Annotated in this window: 18 protein-coding genes; 7 read left to right on the plus strand and 11 right to left on the minus strand. The window is 55.5% G+C overall.

What is annotated here, in order from left to right:
• Positions 1-58 precede the first annotated feature (58 nt).
• The gene (locus tag ACCW76_RS05720; protein ID WP_436337991.1) at positions 59-961 is read right to left on the minus strand and encodes a LysR family transcriptional regulator; all 903 of its coding nucleotides are present in this window, start codon (positions 959-961) and stop codon (positions 59-61) included.
• Between the two features lie 114 nt (positions 962-1,075).
• Here ACCW76_RS05720 and ACCW76_RS05725 point away from each other — a divergent pair, with 114 nt between their 5' ends.
• The 4 genes from ACCW76_RS05725 to ACCW76_RS05740 all read left to right on the plus strand — a co-directional run bounded on the left by ACCW76_RS05725 (position 1,076) and on the right by ACCW76_RS05740 (position 7,184).
• Entirely contained in the window at positions 1,076-2,389 is a 1,314-nt protein-coding gene (locus tag ACCW76_RS05725; RefSeq protein WP_436337992.1) for an amidohydrolase, read from the plus strand.
• Complete coding sequence (locus ACCW76_RS05730; protein ID WP_436337993.1) at positions 2,386-3,831, plus strand: M20 family metallopeptidase; 1,446 nt, start codon at positions 2,386-2,388, stop codon at positions 3,829-3,831. Before ACCW76_RS05725 ends, ACCW76_RS05730 begins: the two co-directional genes overlap by 4 nt.
• Before the next feature lie 234 nt (positions 3,832-4,065).
• Positions 4,066-5,586, plus strand: a complete 1,521-nt coding sequence (abgT, locus tag ACCW76_RS05735; protein WP_436337994.1) for a p-aminobenzoyl-glutamate transporter — start codon at positions 4,066-4,068, stop codon at positions 5,584-5,586.
• Positions 5,587-5,774: 188 nt separating this feature from the next.
• The gene (locus ACCW76_RS05740; RefSeq protein ID WP_045832354.1) at positions 5,775-7,184 is read left to right on the plus strand and encodes an MFS transporter; all 1,410 of its coding nucleotides are present in this window, start codon (positions 5,775-5,777) and stop codon (positions 7,182-7,184) included.
• 36 nt (positions 7,185-7,220) lie between these two features.
• Here ACCW76_RS05740 and ACCW76_RS05745 read toward each other — a convergent pair whose 3' ends face one another.
• Together ACCW76_RS05745 and ACCW76_RS05750 are read right to left on the minus strand one after the other, a co-directional pair.
• On the minus strand, positions 7,221-7,706 hold the full coding sequence (locus tag ACCW76_RS05745; RefSeq protein ID WP_436337995.1) for a PIN domain-containing protein: 486 nt from the start codon (positions 7,704-7,706) through the stop codon (positions 7,221-7,223).
• Complete coding sequence (locus tag ACCW76_RS05750; RefSeq protein WP_436337996.1) at positions 7,687-8,754, minus strand: helix-turn-helix domain-containing protein; 1,068 nt, start codon at positions 8,752-8,754, stop codon at positions 7,687-7,689. Before ACCW76_RS05750 ends, ACCW76_RS05745 begins: the two co-directional genes overlap by 20 nt.
• A 212-nt stretch (positions 8,755-8,966) precedes the next feature.
• Between ACCW76_RS05750 and ACCW76_RS05755 the strand changes: the two genes are divergently transcribed.
• Positions 8,967-9,071 (plus strand): IS3 family transposase, encoded by a 105-nt coding sequence (locus ACCW76_RS05755; RefSeq protein WP_436338049.1) that lies wholly within the window; start codon positions 8,967-8,969, stop codon positions 9,069-9,071.
• Between the two features lie 93 nt (positions 9,072-9,164).
• Here the strand turns inward: ACCW76_RS05755 and ACCW76_RS05760 are convergent, their stop codons facing one another.
• The 3 genes from ACCW76_RS05760 to ACCW76_RS05770 are packed head-to-tail and all read right to left on the minus strand — an operon-like array spanning position 9,165 to position 13,017.
• Positions 9,165-10,484 carry a c-type cytochrome gene (locus ACCW76_RS05760; protein ID WP_436337997.1) on the minus strand — a complete coding sequence of 440 codons (1,320 nt, stop codon included), beginning with the start codon at positions 10,482-10,484 and terminating at the stop codon, positions 9,165-9,167.
• An 11-nt stretch (positions 10,485-10,495) separates the two neighbouring features.
• Positions 10,496-12,280, minus strand: coding sequence for a GMC family oxidoreductase (locus tag ACCW76_RS05765; protein WP_436337998.1), 1,785 nt, complete (start codon positions 12,278-12,280; stop codon positions 10,496-10,498).
• Positions 12,281-12,282: 2 nt separating this feature from the next.
• Positions 12,283-13,017, minus strand: coding sequence for a gluconate 2-dehydrogenase subunit 3 family protein (locus ACCW76_RS05770; protein ID WP_038643585.1), 735 nt, complete (start codon positions 13,015-13,017; stop codon positions 12,283-12,285).
• Between the two features lie 295 nt (positions 13,018-13,312).
• On the opposite strand from ACCW76_RS05770, the gene sbmA reads away from it, so the two are divergent.
• Entirely contained in the window at positions 13,313-14,548 is a 1,236-nt protein-coding gene (sbmA, locus tag ACCW76_RS05775; protein WP_436337999.1) for a peptide antibiotic transporter SbmA, read from the plus strand.
• A gap of 208 nt (positions 14,549-14,756) precedes the next feature.
• On the opposite strand, the gene ACCW76_RS05780 is transcribed toward sbmA, so the two are convergent.
• From ACCW76_RS05780 to ACCW76_RS05795, 4 genes are all read right to left on the minus strand, one after another.
• Positions 14,757-16,397 (minus strand): dihydroxyacetone kinase subunit DhaK, encoded by a 1,641-nt coding sequence (locus tag ACCW76_RS05780; protein ID WP_436338000.1) that lies wholly within the window; start codon positions 16,395-16,397, stop codon positions 14,757-14,759.
• Positions 16,398-16,519: 122 nt separating this feature from the next.
• Positions 16,520-17,569: a YncE family protein gene (locus tag ACCW76_RS05785; RefSeq protein WP_436338001.1), complete on the minus strand. Its 1,050-nt coding sequence runs from the start codon at positions 17,567-17,569 to the stop codon at positions 16,520-16,522.
• A 215-nt stretch (positions 17,570-17,784) separates the two neighbouring features.
• Positions 17,785-17,994, minus strand: coding sequence for a DUF1471 domain-containing protein (locus ACCW76_RS05790; RefSeq protein ID WP_200680765.1), 210 nt, complete (start codon positions 17,992-17,994; stop codon positions 17,785-17,787).
• A 291-nt stretch (positions 17,995-18,285) separates the two neighbouring features.
• Positions 18,286-19,473, minus strand: coding sequence for an MFS transporter (locus ACCW76_RS05795; RefSeq protein ID WP_436338002.1), 1,188 nt, complete (start codon positions 19,471-19,473; stop codon positions 18,286-18,288).
• Positions 19,474-19,576: 103 nt separating this feature from the next.
• Between ACCW76_RS05795 and ACCW76_RS05800 the strand changes: the two genes are divergently transcribed.
• Positions 19,577-20,527, plus strand: coding sequence for an AraC family transcriptional regulator (locus ACCW76_RS05800; RefSeq protein ID WP_038643594.1), 951 nt, complete (start codon positions 19,577-19,579; stop codon positions 20,525-20,527).
• Between the two features lie 74 nt (positions 20,528-20,601).
• Here the strand turns inward: ACCW76_RS05800 and ACCW76_RS05805 are convergent, their stop codons facing one another.
• Entirely contained in the window at positions 20,602-22,146 is a 1,545-nt protein-coding gene (locus ACCW76_RS05805; RefSeq protein ID WP_436338003.1) for a methyl-accepting chemotaxis protein, read from the minus strand.
• Positions 22,147-22,475: the final 329 nt, after the last annotated feature.

Below are 22,475 nucleotides of genomic sequence, written 5' to 3' on the forward strand. Positions count from 1 at the left end.
AACGTCCAGTGCAAGTGTAGTGGGCAATAAGTAATCAGCTGCGAGCCAGGCCGCACTCTTACCTTTGTTGACAATAGCGGCGGAACAGCTGAGCCATGTGCGCACTCATGGGCGTCAGCGCGGTGTCTTTTCGCTGGATCAAATAGAAAGTCGCTTTCGGCAGCGGATCGTCAAGATCGAGGGCAATGAGCTGGCCACCGTGCGTCGGATCTTCGATGACATCACGCGAGATAATGCTGACAAAGTCACTTTTCGCGACCAGGCTGGTGCAGGCCATAAAGGTTTCGCAGGTCACTACGATCTTTGGTGCCATACCGCGTTCGCCAAACAGATCGTGCAGCAAGCGGTAATAGCTGCCCTGCGGCGTCGGCATGGTCCAGTCGCAGTGCTGCAATTCCGCTAACGAGCGGGCATGCGCCATCGGATGCCCTTTGCGCATCACCACCTGATAGTCGCGCTGCATCAGTCTTTCAAAGATCAGCTCCTGATCCAGGTGATGCTGATCGTAGGTATTAATGGTGAAATCCAGCGCGCCCTGCCGCAATTCATGCACCATCGACACCAGTTGCCCCTCAACAATGCGCACTTTCACCAGCGGATATTCACGATGAAATTGAGTGATCACCTGCGGCATGATGGTACGCGCAATGCTGCCGCCCACGCCGATATTCACTCTTCCGCCCGCCAATCCCAATCGCTGCTGAATATCTTCCTGCGCCACACGTAGCTCTTCCAGCACCAGACTGGCGTGGCGGAAAAAGTTATCACCGATATCCGTCAGCGTGACGCCCTGCTGACGACGTTCGAACAAGCGCGCACCGAGTGCCAATTCCAGTTCCTGAATCGCTTTGGTCAGCGCAGGCTGTGAAAGTCCCGATAAGCGGCTGGCAGCGCGAATACTGCCCTGGCGGGCCACATCGACAAAGGCGCGCAGCTGATGAAGTTTAAGGTTGGCAGGCATAATTTTTGTGATAACCGTTGTTTATCAGTGACAAGATATTCGCATCTTATGCGCACCAATACCATTGTGTAGATTCGGGATAATGCATAAAAAACCAACACAAAGGATATGCCGATGAAAACCCTCTCCGACCTCGTCAACGCGCGGATTCCACAGATGCAAAGCTGGCGTCGCGATCTGCACCATTTTGCCGAATCGGGCTGGCTGGAGTTCCGTACCGCAACGATAGTGGCAGAAGAGCTGCATCGTCTTGGTTATCAGCTTAAGCTGGGCCGTGAAGTGATCGATGCCGATGCCCGCATGGGACTGCCTTCTGATGAAGTGCTGGCGCAGCAGGAAGCTCGTGCACTGGAGCAAGGCGCCCTGCCACAGTGGATTTCACACTTCTCGGGCGGTTTCTGCGGCGTGGTCGCTACGCTGGAGACCGGTCGTCCCGGCCCGGTGATGGGTTTCCGTGTCGATATGGATGCGCTGGACCAGAACGAAAGCCGCGATGCCGACCACATCCCCACTCGCGAAGGTTTTGCCTCCTGCAATTCCGGCATGATGCACGCCTGCGGCCACGACGGCCATACCACAATCGGCCTGGCGCTGGCGGGCGTGTTGATGGAGATGAAAGATCAGCTCAGCGGCACAATTAAAATTATCTTTCAGCCAGCGGAAGAAGGTGTGCGCGGTGCAAAAGCCATGGTCGCTGCGGGCGTGGTGGATGATGTGGATCTGTTTACCGCTATCCATCTCGGCACAGGCGTGCCCGCAGGCGAAATCGTTTGCGGCAGCGATAGCTTCCTGGCCACCACCAAACTGGATGTCAATTTCACCGGCATAGGTGCCCATGCGGGCGGTAAACCAGAAGAGGGTCGTAACGCCTTGCTGGCCGCCGCGCAAGCCACACTGGCGTTACACAACCTGCCACAACACAGCGGCGGTGTAGCACGCGTCAACGTGGGTGTGTTGCAGGCGGGATCCGGACGCAACGTGGTACCCGATTATGCCCTGATGAAAGTGGAGACCCGTGGCGTCAGCAATCAGGTCAATGACGACATCTATCAGCAAGCCCTGCGCGTGATTTCCGGCGCGGCAGCGATGTATGGCGTTGAGTACGACATCAAACTGATGGGCGGCGCGCGCAGCTGCACCCCAAGTCAGCCGTGGGTCGACTTTATCCATCAGCAGGCCGATGCTATGGGGATTTTCAGCTCGGTAATTGACACCAAAAAGCAGGCCGCCGGTTCAGAAGATGCCACTTACATGCTGGAGCGCGTGCAGCAGCGCGGCGGCCAGTCATCGTATGTGATCTTCGGCTGCGACCTGGCAGCGGGCCACCACAACGCGAAGTTCGATTTTGACGAAGCGATCATGGCCACCGCAGTGCAAACGCTCGCCACCTTAGCGCTGAATCAGGCGCAGTTTGGAGGCCAGCGATGAGCCATCACGACTTTATCGATCATTACATCAACGAAAACCAGGCGCGCTTTACTGCCCTCAGCGATGCGATCTGGGATGTACCCGAAACGCGCTTTGAAGAGACGCAATCCGCGGCGATTTTGGCCGATGCACTGGAGCAGGAAGGTTTCAGTGTTGAGCGTGGCGTCGGCAATATCGACACTGCTTTTATCGCCAGCATCGGCAGCGGCAAGCCGGTGATTGCTATCCTCGGCGAGTTTGATGCGCTGGCGGGTTTGAGCCAGCAATCGGGCTGTGCCACACCGCAACCGCTGGTGGAAAACGGCAATGGGCACGGCTGCGGCCATAATCTGCTGGGCACCGCCGGACTGGCCGCTGCCTTCGCCATCAAAGCCTGGTGGGCCGAAAACGGCCAACGCGGCACTCTGCGCTTTTACGGCTGTCCGGGCGAGGAAGGCGGTTCCGGCAAAACCTTTATGGTGCGCGAAGGCCTGTTTGATGATGTCGACGCGGCGGTGACCTGGCATCCCGAAGGTTTCAGCGGCATGTTCAATCTCAGCACGCTCGCCAATATCCAGGCCGCATTTCACTTCAAAGGAGTGGCCGCGCACGCTGCTAACTCTCCCCATCTTGGACGCAGTGCGCTGGATGCCGTTACCCTGATGAACACCGGTGCCAACTTCCTACGCGAGCACATCGTGCAGGAAGCGCGAGTGCACTACGCCGTGACCAATACCGGCGGCGTCTCCCCCAATGTGGTGCAGGCCGATGCCGAAGTGCTGTATCTGATTCGCGCGCCAGAACTCGATCAGGCACAGGATATCTATCAGCGGGTGATCAACATCGCCAAAGGCGCGGCCCTGATGACCGACACCACCATGACGGTACGCTTCGACAAAGCCTGCTCCAACTATGTGCCGAATCGTGCGCTGGAAGCGGTGATGGAGCGCAACTTGCATCAGTTTGGCCTGCCCGAGTACAGCGCGGAGGAGCAGCAGTTCGCCGCCGAGATTCGTGCCACGCTAACGAAGGACGATCTGCGCAATGCGCGTTTGAACGCAGCGCGCACCGGCGGTGAAGCCGGTATCGCCTGGACCGAAGCGCTGGGCGACAAAATTTTGATGGACGAAGTGGCACCCTACGCCGTGACGCGTGAGTTGCTGTATGGCTCAACCGATGTCGGCGATGTGAGCTGGGTGACGCCAACCGCGCAGTGCTTTGCGCCCTGCTTCGCCTTTGGTACGCCGCTGCACACCTGGCAACTAGTGGCGCAGGGTCGCACCTCACTAGGCCACAAAGGCATGTGCCTGGCTGCCAAAGTCATGGCAGCCACCGCGCTGACCTTGTTACAGGATGAAGAAGCACTGGCACGCTGCACAGAAGAGTTCCGTCGCGTACGCAGCGAACAGCCTTATAGCTGCCCAATTCCGGCGGATGTGACGCCATCGAAGTTGTCATCCTGAAATAAACGCGGTGCTCAGATTCAGTGCGCATAAATGCGCACTCTACGGGGCTTGGGCGCAGTTATGGGGCATGGCGCAATTGGAGGTTTGCCGCAGTTATGGGGCATGCCGCAATTGGAGGTTTACCGCAGTTGTAGTGGGCGCATTTATGCGCCCAGAAATAGCCAAAACACTATAAAAAATACAGCCCCAACGCGGGCATGCAAATACAACAGACATGACGAGGAAATACCGATGGAAGTGACCACGGAGAACCGCAGCCCAGGGAAGCTGTTTAGCTGGATTGAGCGGGTCGGCAATAAAGTCCCCAACCCGTTCTTACTGTTTGTCTATTTGATCGTGGTATTGATGGTCGCCACCGCGATTATCAGCTATTTCGATCTGGCAGTGAAAAATCCCACCAATGGCGAATTGGTGCGGGTCAACAATCTGCTGAGCGTGGCAGGGATTCAATGGATTCTGCCTAACATCATCAAAAACTTCAGCGGCTTTACTCCACTGGGCTCGATTCTGGCGCTGGTGATTGGTGCGGGCCTGGCGGAGAAAGTCGGCCTGCTGCAATCGCTGATGGTGAAGATGGCCTCACGCGTGAGCCGCCGCTACGCCAGCTATATGGTGCTGTTTATCGCCTTCTTCAGCCATATCTCATCCGATGCCGCGCTGGTGGTGATGCCTCCGCTGGGCGCGCTGATCTTCCTCGCCGTGGGTCGTCATCCGGTGGCGGGTTTACTGGCGGCTATCGCGGGTGTGGCTTCCGGCTTTACCGCCAACCTGCTGATCGTTACCACCGACGTGCTGCTCTCCGGCATCAGTACCGAGGCGGCAAAAGCGGTGAGCGATACCGTGCACGTGAGTGTGATCGATAACTGGTTCTTTATGGCCAGCTCGGTGATTGTGCTAACGATTGCCGGTGCCATCCTTACTGATAAATTCGTCGAGCCACGCCTGCCTGTATGGAATGGCGGCAACAACGATCGCCTGCCGCCGCTGACCGCACTGGAGAACCGTGGCCTGAAAGCCGCAGGGATTGCCGCACTGGTATTTATCGCGCTGATGGCGCTGCTGGTGGTGCCGGAACATGCACCGCTGCGTAACCCGAAAACCGGGGGTATCATCCCTTCGCCGTTTATTCAGGGCATCGTGCCGATCATCATCCTGTTCTTCTTTGTGGTGGCGATTGCTTACGGCGCGGTGACAAAGCAGATTCGTCGGGCTGATGACATCCCACAGCTGCTGGTGGATCCGATGAAGAGCATGGCAGGCTTTATTGTGATGGTGTTCCCGCTGTCACAGTTTGTCGCCTTCTTTAACTGGAGCAACATGGGCAAATTCATGGCGATCGGTCTGACCGATATGCTGGAAAGTGCCGGCATCAGTGGCGCGCCCGCGTTCCTCGGTTTGATGTTCCTGTCGGCATTTCTGTGCATGTTTATCGCCAGCGGCTCGGCCATCTGGTCGATTCTGGCGCCGGTATTCGTGCCGATGTTTATGCTGCTCGGCTTCCATCCGGCATTTGCCCAGATGATTTTCCGCATCGCTGATTCTGCCGTATTGCCACTGGCGCCAATGTCGCCGTTCCTGCCACTGTTCCTTGGATTCCTGCAGCGATACCAAAAAGATGCGCAACTTGGTACCTATTATGTGCTGATCTTCCCGTATCCTGTGGTGTTCTTTATAAGCTGGATCGTGCTGCTGCTGGCATGGTACGCACTGGGTTTACCGATTGGTCCAGGCGTCTACCCGAGCCTGCACTAAATGCATCGCCATGGACGGCGATCACACTTCTGTGAACTGCAACGTAGATTGCGAAAATGTCACCGTTGCCCCTCTCGGCAACCCGCGATGAATTGATTATCCTGCTATTCCTTCGCTTGCTAACGGTTAATTATTTTTAAAATCCATAAAACCGTGCGAGTTCTGCAAACACCGAGGTTTATCCAATAATGACAACAATCACTTCGACAGGGATGGCGAACGATCACATCGCAGCGGATCGCCGCACCTTAGCCGGGCGCATCGATGCGCTGCCCTCATCCGCAGGCTTATGGCGTTTTATTACGCTGCTGGCACTGGGCGGTTTTTTTGAGCTCTACGACCTGTTTGAAACCGGCTATATCAGTTCTGGTCTACTGGCTGCTGGCGTGTTTCATACCGGCTCGGAAGGGGTCTTCGGCATTGCTGACCAGGCTGCCTTTGCTTCTGCCACTTTCCTCGGCCTGTTCGTCGGTGCCAGCCTGTTAGCACCCTATGCCGACCGCTTTGGTCGTCGTCTGACCTTTATGTGCGCACTGGCATGGTACGGCGTGTTCTCGCTGTTGATGGCGTTTCAGCAGAGCGCTGAAATGATCATCCTGTTCCGCTTCCTGGTCGGTATCGGCCTCGGCGTTGAGCTGGTGACTATCGATACCTATCTGTCTGAATGGGTGCCTGCTCATCTCCGCAGCCGTGCTTTTGCCTACTCTTTCTTTATCCAGTTCCTGTCCGTACCCGCGGTGGCGCTGATGTCATGGTGGCTGGTGCCACAAACCATCCTGAGCCTTGAAGGCTGGCGCTGGGTGGTGATCGCTGGCGCCGTCTGTTCACTGGTAATCTGGCTGATTCGTAAAAACCTGCCGGAATCGGCACGCTGGCTGGCACAGCAGGGCCGTCATCAGGAAGCGCATAAGGTGCTGAGTGAAATGGAGAAACGCTGCGGGATTGCGCCGGGCGAAGATTTCTCTGACAGCGATGCCTCCGCAGCGTTGCCGAAAAAAGGTCGCTTCAGCGAGATTTGGTCACCGGCTTACCGCAAGCGTACGCTGATGCTGGTGGTGATGAACTTCTTCCAGGCGATTGGCTTCTTCGGCTTCGGTAACTGGCTGCCTGCGTTGCTGTCCGGTAAAGGTGCGACCGTGACGCACAGCTTGCTGTATGCCTTTTTCATTACTCTCGCCTATCCGCTGGGCTCACTGATTTGCAGCCGCTACGCCGATAAACTCGAGAACAAATGGCAGATCGTTTTCTCCTCCCTGATGACGGTGGTGTTCGGTACGCTGTTTGCGCTGGCAACCAATCCGGTGCTGATGATCATCTGTGGCTTCCTGATCACCTACAGCAACGCGTGGCTGACCTTTAGCTATCACGCTTACCAGACCGAGATTTTCCCTACACATATTCGCGCTCGCGCGGTGGGTTTCTGCTACTCGTTCAGCCGCCTGTCGACGGTGTTCAGCAGTATTTTGATTGGCCTTATTTTGCAGTACGCCGGCAGTCAGGGCGTGATCGCCTTTATCGTGCTGAGCATGCTGATGGTCATGCTGTCAGTGGGGATTTACGGTCCGAAGACGCGTGGGCTGGATTTGGAGAATATTTGAGTAATCGATCGGCCGTGGGCGGGAATATGCCGCCCACTATTTCGCAAGTTTGTCTAACTGCGCGAAGGCGATATCCCATGGCAAACGCCTGCCACTGTCTCGCATCTGACAATAAGCCCGGCGTGCGCCATCCACTGTAATGATCTGAGGCTCAATCATTTCTTCCACAACCCAAAGCGTTCCACGAACCTCTATACCCTCTTCTCTGGCAACTCGATTAAGCGCTCTGTCACCGGTTAATAGCGGGCAGATTTCCTGTTTAGCCAGGGCTAGCGCAAAACAATCATTTCGGCTGGGCCCACGCACACGCTGAATGAGTTTTATGGCGTAAGTCATAGTGGTTGAGCTTAATTCTCCAATGACCAATCCTTTATCAAGCAAATCGGCATGGTGGGTTTCAAGCTCATCAAAATAGAGTAAATCTGGCACGGTAAACTGGTAGGGCAATTCGAAGAGCGCATCTAATAAATCGCCCTCTTCCATATCAATTAAAATGTTGGCATCACTGATGAGAATGATCATCAGACCACCCCATCTGTCGCTCGCGGTGGAAGGTGACTAACGAGATGCCCATTAGTTCAGCCGCTTTGCCTTCGCTGATTATCCCTTCGCCTAATGCGCGAAAAATTAACTGTGGAAAGAGCGTGGTGCTCTCACAGGCGACCTGATCACCAGGCTCCTGTTTACGCCATTTGCGCGCAGAGAACATCATGATCAGATCTTTGCGTTTTCCCTCTGTTATCACGGTCAGATCGGCAGCGCGGTAAACGCAGGCCAACATGCTCAGACCATAATCCATTTTTTGCAGGTAAAGCTCTTGCACCTCAAGACGAGCACGCCGGTGACCAAAGTGCTGAAACACGGCACTCGCAGGGAAAAGCAAAGCCCCCGCAAAGCGATGACAGGCTTTCTCCTCATCAAGATGAGAAGCAAGGTGCCCCTGTAAAATCAAATGCCCCAGTTCATGCGCCAGGGTAAACCGCTGGCGATCTCCGGGCCATTTAGCAGAAATAACGATGACAGGTATGGCATCAATCATCGCCTGGCAGCCATCAAACTTGTCAGAGTGATCGATATCCGTGACGATAACCAGAATCCCATGGCTTTCCAGCACATCAATCAAGTGGGTAATGGGCTGTTGACCCAGTCCCCACTGCAGCCGAACGTGATCGGTAATCGTTTCAATCTGCTCATAGTTCTCAACTTGCCCAGCAGGCAGCTGAGGTTGAGCAAATATAGGAACAGGGAAGTTAGGCCACAGATTGGCAAGTTCAAGCCACCGTTCAGCCTGATCAATCACATCAGCATGGATCTGCGCCAACATTTTGGCTGATAGCGTCTGGCGTTTGCGGTACTCAATATTTTTCAGTGCAACCGTCGTCGGGCGGAAGAAATATTCGTTACGCACGCCTAACGCGCGCGACATTTTCACCAGCACCGCAGACCCCGGCATGCTTTCGTTATGCTCGTATTTCTTGATCATATTGGCGCTGACGCCGGCCTTTTCAGCCAGCTGCTTCATGGATAAGCCCGCAGCGGAGCGCGCGCGCAATAAACGTTCTCCAAACACACTGACCTCCGTTGGTTTATAAAAAAAGTAATTTTTACAATTTCATAAACCGGAATTATGTGCGCTTAACGATGGCCTTGCAATGAGAGGGATGAAAAATGAGACAAGGCTTGTAGGGATGTAATTTTTGAGGGGGGTGAAGAACACAATTATTGCAACGGTAAGTATGAATGCTTCATTTAGTCAGTGAGGTCGGTGAGTGAAAGAAAGCGATAGGAAGCTGGATACACTATTACAACCACGAACGGATGAATACGGGGTTAGGTGGACTTAGTCCGATACAATACCGAACCCAGCATGAACACGCGATGTTATAACTGTCCAGGTTAAGGGTTCACTTCATAAATTGCGCCGCTATCAGTGCAGTCTGTAGCGGCGCGATTTATCGTGCTTTAAAACACAGTGTTGGCTTACTGCCCTTCCAGCACCTTAATATCCGCGCTGCCTTGCTTCGACTCGACCGCTTCATCCTTGCGCAGCTTCGCCACATCCTTCGCCGTTACCGTCGACTTCGCGCCGTTACCCCAGCTGCCGCGGATGAAGTTCACCACATCAGCGACCTGGTTGTCGTTCAGACGCCAGCCGAACGCCGGCATGGTGATGGCTGACGGTGCACCCTGCACGCCAGGCAAGGTGCCGCCCACCAGCACGATATGGATCAGCGAGGTGGGATCCTCGGCCATCACCACCGGATTGCCACGCAGCGCCGGGTAGAAGCGCTGATAGCCGCTGCCGTCGGTTTTATGACAGGCCGCACAGCTATCGACATACACTGATGCGCCTGGCTGACTGTCATCGCCCTTCCACAATGCTTTGGCAACGGCATCGTCTTGCGTAAACACTGTCTGGCTGGCATCCTTCGCACCCAGCGATTTCAGATACTTAGCAATAGCGCTGATATCTTCGTCGTTCAAATACTGCAGGCTGTGCTGTACCACGTCGGTCATGCCACCAAACACAGCGGTGTGATCGTTGCGGCCATAGCGCAGGAACTGTTTCAGGTCATCTTCGCTCCAGCGACCTAACCCATCACGGTTGTCACCGCGCAGATTGCTGGCGGTCCAGCCGTCAATCGGTGCGCTGCTGCCTGACAGGTAATCATTGCCTTCACCATTGGTCAGCGCTTTTTCCTGCATGGTGATGCTGCGTGGCGTATGGCAGGCACCGCAGTGACCCAATCCTTCCACCAGATAACGACCACGCGCCAACGCCGGGTCTTCCTGCGCGGCTGGCTGGAAGGCTTTCACGTCTGGCGCAAACATGCCACGCCAGATGGAGAGCGGCCAGCGCATCGACAGCGGCCAGGGAATATCGCTGTCTTTATTAGCCTGCGACACCGGCTGTACGCCATGCATAAAGTAGGCATACAACGCCTGCATGTCGTCATCGCTGACCACCGCGTAGGACGGATAAGGCATCGCCGGATAGAGCGTATCGCCATTTTTCGCCACGCCATGACGCACCGCTTTCTGGAAATCGTCATAGCTGTAGTCACCAATACCGGTGGTTTTGTCCGGCGTGATATTGGTGGAGTAAATGGTGCCAATTGGCGTCGCCATCGGTAAGCCACCGGCAAACGGCTTACCGCCCTCAGTGCTGTGACAGGCCACGCAGTCACCGGCGCGCGCCAGATACTCACCGCGCTTTACCAGTGCGTCCGAACCTGCTTCGTCCGCCACTGCGGCGAACGTCATCGTGCCCAGAAACAGGGCCAAAATGCTTTTGATCATCGCCGTGCTCCTTATGCCTGAACCAGTGGGCCGGGGTTTTTCAGATACTGCTCGCGGATAGCTTTGGCTGACCAATAGCTCAGCGCCGCCACCATGCCGGTTGGGTTGTAGCCAAGGCCCTGCGGGAACGCAGACGCACCAGGCACAAACACGTTCGGCACATCCCAGCTCTGCAGATAGCGGTTTACCGCACTGGTTTTCGGATCTTCACCCATGATCGCACCGCCGCTCATGTGCGTGGTCTGGTACACGGTGGTATCGAAGTGCGTGCCTGGTCCTTTGGCGCCGCCGATGATCATTTTTGGGTTCATCGCTTCGGTGATTTTGCGCATCTTGCCAACCATAAACTGCGCCATCTTGATGTCGTTATCCTGCCAGTCAAAAGTCATGCGCAGCAGCGGCTGACCATAGACATCTTTGTAGTTCGGATCGAGATCGAGATAGTTAGCGCGATACGACTGGTGCGCACCGTGCGCATCCATCGAAATGTGATGGTTGTAAGTATCGGCGACAGCAGCTTTCCACTGGCTGCCCCAGTTTGGCGTGCCTTTCGGCGTTGGCAGACCAGAGATCGGTTTGGTACCCGCCTGGTTCACCCAGAACGGTGAACCGCCGACAAAGCCGTGTGGGCCGTGGTCGAAGTTATCCGCGTTAAAATCATCCACCGCCACGCCCGCACCGCCTGCCCCGATAAACGGGTTGGTGGTGGTGTTCTTGTCGAACAGCGCTTTCAGGGTCGAGATGTTCTGATAGGCAAAGTTACGGCCTACTACACCTTCGTTGCTGATCGGGTTATACGGTTTGCCGATGCCTGACAGCAACATCAGATGCACGTTATGGAACTGGAACGCCGACAGAATCACCAGATCTGCAGGCTGCACCACTTCACGGCCCTGGCCATCCAGATAGGTCACGCCAGTGGCACGCTTCTTGTCATCCGTCAGATTCACACGCAACACGTAGGAGTTGTTACGCAGTTCGAACTTCGGCTCCTGACGCAGTGCAGGCAGGATATTTACGTTTGGCGACGCTTTGGAGTACATGTAGCAGGCATAACCGCTGCAGTAACCACAGAAGTTACACGGCCCCATCTGTGCGCCGTAGGTGTTGGTGTACGGGCCTGAGGTGTTTGCCGACGGCATATCGTAAGGGTGATAACCCACTGATTCAGCGGCCTGTGCAAACAGCTGCGCAGAATAAGTGCGTTTCTGTGCAGGCAGTGGGAAAGCACTGGAACGATCCGGCGCGTAAGGGTTACCGCCTTTCTCTTTGCCCTGCAGCTGGCCTTTGATCGACCAGGCGCTGCCGGACGTACCAAATACTTTTTCAGCCTGATCAAAGAACGGCTCCAGCTCATCATAGCTGACGCCAAAATCCTGAATCGTCATGCCTTCCGGGATGAAGTTTTTACCGTAGCGTTGCTCGTAGTGGCTGCGCAGGTTCAGCTCCACCGGATCGACACGGAAATGCACGCCTGACCAGTGCAGACCTGCACCGCCGGTGCCGGTGCCCGGCAAAAATGCCGCCAGCTGACGATAAGGCACCGCCGTTTGCGAAGCATCGTGACGGATAGTGACGGTGCTTTTTGACAGATCCTGGAACAGCTTTTTGTGGATGTTATAAGTCAGTTCATCAATCGACTGCGGGTAAGAACCATCAGGATAGGTATCACGATGCGGACCGCGCTCCAGTGCTACTACCGTCAGGCCTGCTTCGGTCAGTTCTTTCGCCATGATCGCGCCAGCCCAGCCGAAACCCACGACCACCGCATCTACTTTTTTCAATTCATTTGCCACGGTTACGCCCTCTCCCCGCGAATATCCACTGATGGGAACGGATAACGTTCACCGCGCTCTACCCAATCCATAAAGTCGGCGCGTGCGCCTGGGAAGCCAATCAGCTTCCAGCCCACCATGCCCTGGTTTCCACCATGGATTGGATCGCTGAAGTAACCCTCGCGGGTGTTCTGCAGCAGGAAGGAGAAGAAGGTCTTAGCTGCCAGCTGCGGAAATTCCGCCTGGCCGCTTTCAAACGCAGTGAGCAGTGCGTCTTGCTGTTCACCGGTTAACTCGGCAAACACTTTGCCATGCTGTTTTTTGCTCCAGCCATCCGCATCAGCGAGGCCAAGGCGATAAATTTGCTGCGGCACCAGCGGAGACTGATAGCCCAGCTCTTTGGGCAAATCGGGATTGAACGGTCCCTGCATGTACCAGTTGCTGCCGGTGGCGTAAGGCGTGTTCATTTGACGATCGATAAACTCCGGCACGCCAGCTTCCAGTGCGCCAGGGCCGCGTTCGTCATTGGGGATCAGGCGCGCCACTGCCGCAGTGATAAAGGCGAACTCTTCCGCCGTAAACCAGGTAGGCTGATAAGCGCGTGCTTGTTGAGGTGCGACGGGTTGCTCTGCTGCTCCTGCGGCCATTGGTACCACCAACGCGCCCATCGCCGAACCGCCAACGGCCATGGCTGGCGCCAGGGTGATGGTTCTCAGCAGAAAATCCCTGCGACTGTGACCATTTTTTTGTTCTGACATGACATTGCCTCATTACCACATGAATGCGGTATGAAAGTTAACTCGTTGCGTTGTATTGTTTTTTTAGTTGTGGCTTAAGGGATACAGCGTCACTGTTACCGGTAACAGTGCGCATAGTGTAACACTACAAACAGTATTAATTTAGTTTCTAGAAACAAATGCGCACAAAATACTTAACAACTCACAGCGCTGCTTTACATAACTGCGCCGATGCTGTCATCGTCAGATACAACCCACAACAGACAAAACACTGTCTGACGCGGTATAAAAGAGTACACACAACAGCGGAGTGCCTATGTTTAAGTCCTATTTTCCGCGGCCAGCGCTGTTTTTCAGCTCGGCCGCGATTTGGAGTTTGATTGCGATTTTCGCCTGGTTCGGCTTTGCCAATGATTTGCCTGCCCTGTGGCCTTCGCTGCATGCGGCGATGCAACAGCCGCTGCCCACCAATGCCAGCCGTTTTATTCACGCCAGCCAGTTATGGTTCTATGCCTATTACTGGATTGTTGCGGCGATTTTCGCCCTTGCCTGGAAGGTGATTGATAACCATCCGTGGCAGCGCTGGTCAGTGTGGGGCGCAGCCTTAATCATCTTTGTCACCTGGTTTGGTGTGCAGGTCGGCGTAGCGGTCAATGCCTGGTATGGTCCATTCTATGATTTGATTCAAAAGGCCTTAACCAAAGCTGGATCGGTGCAGATTGCTGAATTTTACCAGCAGGTTCTCGCCTTTTTAGGTATCGCATTGATTGCGGTAGTGATTGGCGTGATGAACTCATTCTTTATCAGCCACTGGGTGTTCCGCTGGCGCACCGCGATGAACAACTATTACATGCATAACTGGCAGCGCCTGCGCCATGTTGAAGGTGCCGCACAGCGTGTTCAGGAAGACACCATGCGCTTTGCCAGCACGCTGGAAGATTGGGGCGTGAGCTTTATTCAGGCGATTATGACGCTGGTGGCGTTCCTGCCGGTGCTGATCACCCTGTCACACCACGTCAAAGATATCCCGCTGCTAGGCAACATTCCGTATGCGCTGGTGATTGCGGCGGTGCTGTGGTCGGTGTTTGGTACCGGACTGCTGGCGATCGTCGGGATTAAATTACCGGGGCTGGAGTTCCGCAATCAGCGAGTTGAAGCTGCCTATCGTAAAGAGTTGGTGTATGGCGAAGACAACGTCGATCGCGCGTCACCGCCGACGGTGAATGAGCTGTTTAGCCGCGTGCGCTTTAACTATTTCCGTCTCTATTTCCACTATCTCTATTTCAACATCACCCGCATTCTCTATCTACAGGTCGATAACGTGTTCGGGCTGTTCCTGCTGTTCCCGTCGATTGTGGCCGGGACCATTACGCTCGGTTTGCTCAACCAGATAACCAATGTGTTTGATCAGGTACGATCGTCGTTCCAGTATCTGATCTCGTCGTGGTCAACGCTGGTAGAACTGATGTCGATCTACAAACGTCTGCGCAGCTTCGAGCAAATTCTGGCGGATATCCCGCATCAAGAGATGATGCGCGAGTCGGCTGAGTAAGGTTGCGTTTTAGCGGCGTAATTGATGAAGTGAACCCCGTAAGCTGGGCACCACACCAACGAGTAGGGGAACGACAATGAGTAGTCGTAAGCAGTAACATCGCTTCATGTGCGCGCGATACGTCGCGCCGCTACCATTATGCGTAGGGGGGAGCCTTTAGGCTCCCCCCTAAAATCCATAAAGTTGCATGCTATTAGAACAGCAATAATCAACCAGCCAGCACCGCAAACACCTTCTCAACGGCGTAAGCACCCGGATCTTTCACCCCATCCAGACTCTGCTGATTCAGATACGCTGAACGTCCCGCTTTGGCACTCTGCATTTTTGCCGTGGCATCCGCACCTTGCTGAGCGGCTTTCGCCGCAGCGGCCAGTGACTCACCCGCCACTAACGCCTCCAGCGCCGGTTGCAGCGCATCCACTAACGTACGATGTCCCGGCTGCGCGCCACCGTAATGCTTCATACGCTCCAGACCGTGCATCAACGCCTGCGGCAAAGCGCTGCCCTCTTCAAGCTGTTGACCGGCGCTGGTGAACAGAATCGACATCAGCACGCCACTTGAGCCGCCCATCACCGTGGCCAGTTGTTCACCGATCAGCGCCATCAGGGTTGGCAGCTCATCCAGCGGCAGCTGCTTGTCACGCAGACCGCGCTGAATCTTCTTCGCACCTGCCGCAAAGGTTGAGCCGGTATCACCGTCGCCGACTTTGGCATCCAGCGCGTTGAGTTCACTTTCCAGATCAATCAACGTCTGCGTCAAGCGATCCACCAACTCAGCTACCTGAGCATTCTCGGACGGATCGAAATCCAGCACGCTGCCAACCTTTTCAGCACTCTGTAAACTGATCGGGGCGAAGTCATAGACCGGCACCCAACCCAGCACTTGCACTGGCGCATTCAGTGCCTCCAGGAACGGTTCCTCTAGCGCCAGCAATGACAGTGAGAACCCTTTCATATCCAACGCGCTGACCAGGGTTGCCGGGCCGATCAGATGGGTAACCCGCGCCGCCAGTGGCGACTGCAACACTTCACGCGTCAACACCGCCAGCTCCAGTTGGGAGAAGCCGCCCAGGTTATTGATCAACAGCAGCGCCTGTTTGCCGTCTGGCAAGGACTGCGCCAGTTTATCGGTCATAATGCTGCTGATTTTTCGGCTGTTTTGGGTATCCAGCGTCACCACGCCCGGCTCACCGTGGATGCCCATGCCCAGTTCGCTATGGCCTGCTTCCACGCGTTCATCACGCTTTTCGCCGGGGATATGGCAGGTCGCGAACGCCAGACCAATCGATGAGGTGGCATCAATCGCGCGTTGTGCCAGCGCTTTGACCTTATCCAGCGATTGCCCCTGCTCGGCGGCAAAACCGGCGATCTTATGCACCAGCACCGTCCCGGCAATGCCGCGTGGCTGTGGATTTTCCGGTAGCGCAATATCGTCCTGCACCATCACCAACTCGACGTTGTAGCCGAGGTTTTTCGCTTTCTCCGCCGCCAGCCCGAAGTTCAATCGATCGCCGGTGTAATTCTTCACAATCAACAGGCAACCGGCATCGCCGGTGACATTGATGATGGCATTGAGCACCGCATCGACGCTCGGTGAGGCAAAAATGTCTCCGCACACCGCCGCCGTGAGCATGCCTTTGCCGACAAAACCGGCATGCGCCGGTTCATGCCCCGATCCGCCGCCGGAGATCAGCGCCACTTTGCTCTTATCCCAATCCGTACGCACCACCACGCGGATCTCATCACCGAGATCGAGGCGGCTCAGGTTATGCCATGGCGTGCTCAGCAAAACCCCTTCGATGGCTTCGTTCACCAGATCGTTTTTCTCATGCATAAAAAACTGGCTCATTGCTTCCTCTCCATTGGTGTTGTCGAGGTAAAGGTAGCGTAAAAGCGAAGGGAGTTGGGTAACGAAAGGCGGGAAATGCAAAGGGCGACACATGTCGCCCTTGAGTTTCAGATAACTGCTGCTTACAGCGCGATGCGCAGGACGCTATCCGGGTTTTTTGGTGGCTCTTTACGCGTGCCCGGCTGCTTGATGCTGACAAACAGCGCTTTACCGTCTGCTGACAGCGCCAGGCTGTTCGGCAGGCCAGGTGCTTTCACCGTGCGTTTCACTTTATAGCTGCTCGCGTCGATGATACTGATCTCACCCGCTTTGCGATGCGTGACGTACAGTTCGTTGCGATCGGCATTGAACAGTACCGCCAGAGATTCTGGCACATCAATCTTGTGAATCACCTGCTGAGTGCGGGAATCCAGCACCAGCACCTGAGGCTGTTTCGAGTCGCTCAGGAAGATGCGATGGCCCTGGGTATCCAGCGCGATATTCAGGAAGAAGTGATCTTTATCACTATCAATTTTCTGGCGTTTTTCAATCGCGTTGAGGCGCGTGTTGATGGTCACCAGTTCGCCATCGGCGTTGGTCACATACAATTTCTGCGCCGCAGAATCGATAGCCAAACCGGTGCCCATCTTACCGGTGTTTGGGACGGTGCTAACCAGCTTCAGGGTTTTGCCATCCACCACCCACACCACGCTCTGCTCACCGAGACCAGTGACATACACGCGGTCAGTTGCCGCATCGGCGACCACTTCACGCGGCTGCAGTGGACGGACAGTTTCGCTGCGTTGACGCGCATCCAGCACCAGCGAGTTCAGCACTTTACCGCTGCTGGCATCCACCGAGGTCAGCGCCGCGTCACGCGTGTTACCAAAGAACAGCGTGTTGGTTTTCTGATTGATGGCAGCGCCAAAGGTGGGCAGTTCGGTGCTGATGGTCTGCTTCACCGACAGATCCTGCGGATCGAGACGATAGACGGTGCCACCTTTGCCGCTGGCGTTTTGCGCCGTGGCGAGGAACAGCGCGTTATCGCTGTTGCTGAACGCCAGTTCGTAGGCCCCTTTGGAAATCACCTGGTTCAGCGGTTGAGACTCCGCAGCCAGCACCGCAGAGGAAGATAACAGCGCCGTTGCCAGCAGCAATGGACGCAGCGCCCATGTTGTTTTAATCGCTTTCATAACTTCTCCATAGCAAATCCACCGCCTTATGGCAGTGAAGTGAAAGCTCGACAGTGCAACCAATTTTAAAAAGACAGCCCGAGGCGAGCTGACGAAGGATGATTTTTTTTGAGAATAGTAATCATTTAGAGAGGAAAGCGACAGGTTTTTATCAGGTGACCAACGCCGCCAGGGCGCCCTAAGGCACCCTGTCAGCACAGAACGTTAACGCAAACTTATTTGGTCAGTTCGGCAGTCATGTGCACGCCGTTATTGAAGTTGGCTTCAGTCACTTTATAGGAAGCACCAACTTTATGCGCCTGAGCAGCGATTTGCGCTTCGGCACCATCGATGGTGGTATCCGTTGCGGTGATGCTTTGCGCAAAGCTAGCGAATGGCAGAACAGTCAGGGCAACAACAGCAGCAAAAGTTTTGATAGATTTCATGGTCAATTCCTCAGTGAATGTTTTATCAGCTAAGGCGTAGTCGCCTTGTTGAGATAAATAATAGGCGTGAAATTGATCACAAAAAAGCGGAGAGATTTGCCAATCTCATTCTATTAATTTGAACAATAAAAGCACGTTTGGATTAACATCTGTGCAAAGGGTTAAAAATCCATGTTTTGATTGAAAGGCAGGATTTATGGCTGTGATAGAGAGAATAAAAAAAGGTCACCCTAAGGGTGACCTTCCGGTCCAGTGCATCTTTGCTTGAGCAGCATTGATACCGCCCAAGCCTTAACCGTGATGCCTGACGCGCGTGAAAATAGTGATCGCCGCCAGCAGCATCAGCACGCCACTGGCGAGGAACACACCGCCCGCACCGTTAAGATCAAACATCCAGCCACCTGCCGCGGCACCCGCAGTGATGGCCAGCTGAATGGTTGCCACCAGCAAACCACCGCCGGATTCGGCATCATCCGGCACCGCACGGGAGATCCAGGTTGACCAGCCCGTTGGCATCGAACCAAACGCCAGGCCCCACATGGCGACGCCCGCACCGACCAGCCACGGCAGATTGCCAAAACTCACCAGCACCACCGCCGTCACGCTCATCACCAGCGCCATGCCGGTCAGCGTCAGAGAGACGCTACGCGTCACCAGGAAGCCCGCCAGCGAAGTACCGAAGAAATTCGCCACACCAAACGCCAGCAGCACCAGCGACAGCTGATTGATGTTGAGCTGTGCGCTACTTTCCAGGAACGGACGCAGATAGGTAAAGAAGGCAAAGTGTCCGGTGAACATCATGATCACCGCCAGCATGCCCCAGCGCATCAGGCTGTTGCGCAGCAGATCCAGCACGCCGCCGCTGCGCGCTTTATTCTCTGGCGGCATCGCAGGCAGCGTGAAGAACTGCCAGAACAGCGCCAGCACACCCAATACACCGGTCAGCAGGAAAATGTTACGCCAGCCAATCAGGCCCCCCAGATAGCTTCCCAACGGGGCGGCAATAATGGTCGCCAGTGAAATACCACTGAACACTATCGAGAGCGCTTTCGGCACCTGATCGCTCGGTACCAGCCGCATGGTAATCGCGGTCGAGAGCGTCCAGAAGCCACCAATCGCCATGCCGAGCAGCACCCGCGCCAGCAGGATCATCGGCAGGTTCTCTGCAAATGCCACCAGCAGCGCCGAGGCAATCAGCAGCAGCGTGAAGGCCAGCATCACGAGGCGACGATCAAGACGGCGCGTAATGTTACCGATCACCAGACTGGTGAGCAGCGCCACCAGCGCGGTCACGGTCACCGTTTGTCCCGCTTGCCCTTCACTCACTTGCAGCGAGTCGGCAATCGGTGTCAGCAAGCTCACCGGCAGAAATTCGGCAGTTATCAGACCGAACACGCCAAAAGCCATGGCAAACACCGCGCCCCATGCGGGTTTATCCACCGCTATACTTGTTTCGACTACTTCAGTATCCAGACTCATTTGCGATCCCCATCACAAAAATTCAGGTTGTAAGCATAGTGAGACGACGCAAGACGATCTATGATACAAAAACTTTGTTTTTTGATAATTCGTCTGGATTCGTATGAGCCGCTATGAAGATCTGACCAGTGAACTGCTGATGGGCATGCGCCTGTATGGCGTGAAATATCAGCGTATCGCCTTACATACCCCTTTTGGTTTGCAATACGATGACGCACCGGGCAAGGCACAGCTGCACTTTGTTGGCCGTGGATCGTTAATGATCCGCTCAGCGTCTGGCGTGATCTATCCGTTGCAGGCGGGTGATGCGCTGCTGATCCCGCATGGCAAAGCGCACGCGCTGATCTCCAGCGAGGATGCCATCTGTGAACCGATCGACACCTTCAACAGCAAACCGATCTGTGACAGCGTCTGTGACATTGGCGACAGCAGCGAAGGCTGTCCGGACGACAGCGATGTGATTCTGTTTAGCGCCTGCATGGCGTTTGAACTCGGCGGTATGCAGCCGCTGGTACACACCATGCCGGATGTCATGCTGGTGAGTACCTTGCTGGCGCAGTACCCTGAAATCCAGCCGATTCTTGATGCGATGGAGCGCGAAACCCGCGACCGCAAAGCCGGTTTCGCTGGCATTCTTTCCCGTCTGGCAGATGTGGTGGCAGCGCAGATTGTGCGCGGTTGGGTTGAGAACGGCTGCGGTAAGGGCAGCGGATTAGTGCAGGCGCTGCGCGACCCGCGTCTAAGCCAGGCGATGGCGGCCATGCATCGTGCGCCGGGCGAAAACTGGACGGTGGAACGCCTGGCGAGAGAATCGGGCAGTTCACGCTCGGTGTTTGCTGCCCGCTTTCAAACAGCCACTGGCATGACGCCGCTGCGCTATCTCACTGAACTGCGCATGCGGTTGGCGGTAGAGCGGATCGTCAATGAGGGCGAAGCGGTAGAAAGCGTTGCCTTCCACCTCGGTTACGGCTCGCTGGCGGCGTTTAGCCGGGCGTTTAAACGCATTGTCGGCTCACCACCCGGCGCATTACGTGCAGCGCGCGAGACGCTTTAGCGGAACACGCCGGTCGCTTCCAGCACGCGATTCTCCTGACGCTTTGGCGCGTTTCGCGCAGCGTGCGAGTTCCTTTAACGGAATACGCTGATCGCTTCCACCAGGCGATTCGCCTGACGCGTCATGCGCCCGGACGCTTCGGCACTTTCCGCCACGCGAGCGGCATTCTGGTGCGTGATATCGTCGAGATCTTCCACTGCAGTACTCACTTCGCTTAACGCGATGGACTGTTCCGCCGTGGCAGAACTGATCTGGGCAATCAATGCCGTGACGTTTTGCACCTGGTCGACAATATCCTGCATGGTGCGCCCGGCCGCATCAGCGTGATGACTGCCCGACTGCACGCGACCCGCGCTGGTTTCCACCAGCGTTTTGATTTCACTGGCGGCTCTGGCGCTACGCTGCGCCAGGCTGCGCACCTCACCCGCGACCACCGCAAACCCTTTGCCCTGCTCACCGGCACGCGCCGCTTCCACCGCGGCGTTTAACGCCAGAATGTTGGTCTGGAAAGCGATACCGTCAATCACGCTGGTAATATTGGCGATGCGTTTCGAGCTGTCGGCGATCTCCGCCATCATCCCCACCATCTCCTGCATCACTTCACCACCTTTCAGCGCGGCATGGCTGGTATTTTCTGACAGTTTGTTCACTTCATTAGCCGTATCTGTGTTGCTTTTCACCGTGGCGGTCATTTCATTCATGGTGGCGGCGGTCTGCTGCACGTTGGCCGCTGCCTGCTCAGTGCGACGGCTCAATTCGTCGTTGCTGCGCGCTATCGCACCGCTGGCACTGAGTACATTGATCGCCTGGCCGCTGACATCATCCACCAGCCAGCGGAACATCAGGCCGAGCTGTCCGATCGCACGCAGCGTGATCCCGATTTCATCCACACGATCTAACTGATCCACCTTATGACTGGCGCCAGTCGCGACGCTCAATGCCTGGCGGCAGATACGCTCCATTGGACGGGAAATCTGTTGCTCCAGCCACAGACTCGCCAACAGCAACAAACCGGCCATGCCAGCGGCAAAACCGCCCAGCGCCATCGGTGCGACTCCCAGCAGCCAGACGCCGATCACGGACAACGGCAGCACGGCGATCAAGGTGGATCGAATGCGCCAGCGCAGCGGCAGGGTTTTCAGCAATGAGCCGAGACGACGCCAGCCGGTGCCGATCAGCAGCCCTTTATGGAAACGACGGCCTTTAGCACGCCCTTCACGGAAATCACGGTACAGCGCTTCGGTCTGACGGATCTCTCCGGCGGAAGGTTTGGTGCGCACCGACATGAAGCCCTGCACCTTTCCTTCGCGCACCACCGGAATCGCATTGGCCCGCACCCAATAGTGATCACCGTTCTTACGACGATTTTTCACCAGCGCGGTCCAGGGTTCGCCCTGTTTCAGGGTGGCCCACATGTCGGCAAACGCTTCCGGCGGCATATCCGGGTGACGCACCATGTTATGCGGTTGCCCATTGACCTCCTCCGGCTCGAAACCGCTGACCTCAATAAAGGCGTCGTTGGCATAGGTGATATAGCTGTTGAGGTCGGTGGTCGACATCAGCGTAGCGTCATCATCAAAAATGAACTCACGCTGTGTGATGGGCTGGTTGTTCCGCATGTGTGTTGTCCTTGCAAGATGCAGGCTAAAGGAAAAAATCAATTACACTTTTTTACCTTTTCGGCAGCGCAGGGAGCGGTCTTTAGCGATGAGAATTAATTTTTATCCTGAATTAAAGCCACAGTGAATAATATCCCTGTTTTTTATGGCAGAAATCGATAGATAAAATTTTATTTAGAGTATATGAAATCAAGGTTTTGCCGGGGCGCAAGATGAGCAAGGTGCACATCAATGTGTACCTAAGCCCATCCCGCAATTGATGGCGACCAGGCCGAACACCGCATCCGTTTATTGACGCTATTTATCGCGACTTGTCCAAATACCGCAGT

Source organism: Pantoea sp. C8B4 (assembly GCF_051336905.1).
GTDB classification, from domain to species: domain Bacteria; phylum Pseudomonadota; class Gammaproteobacteria; order Enterobacterales; family Enterobacteriaceae; genus Pantoea; species Pantoea rwandensis_B.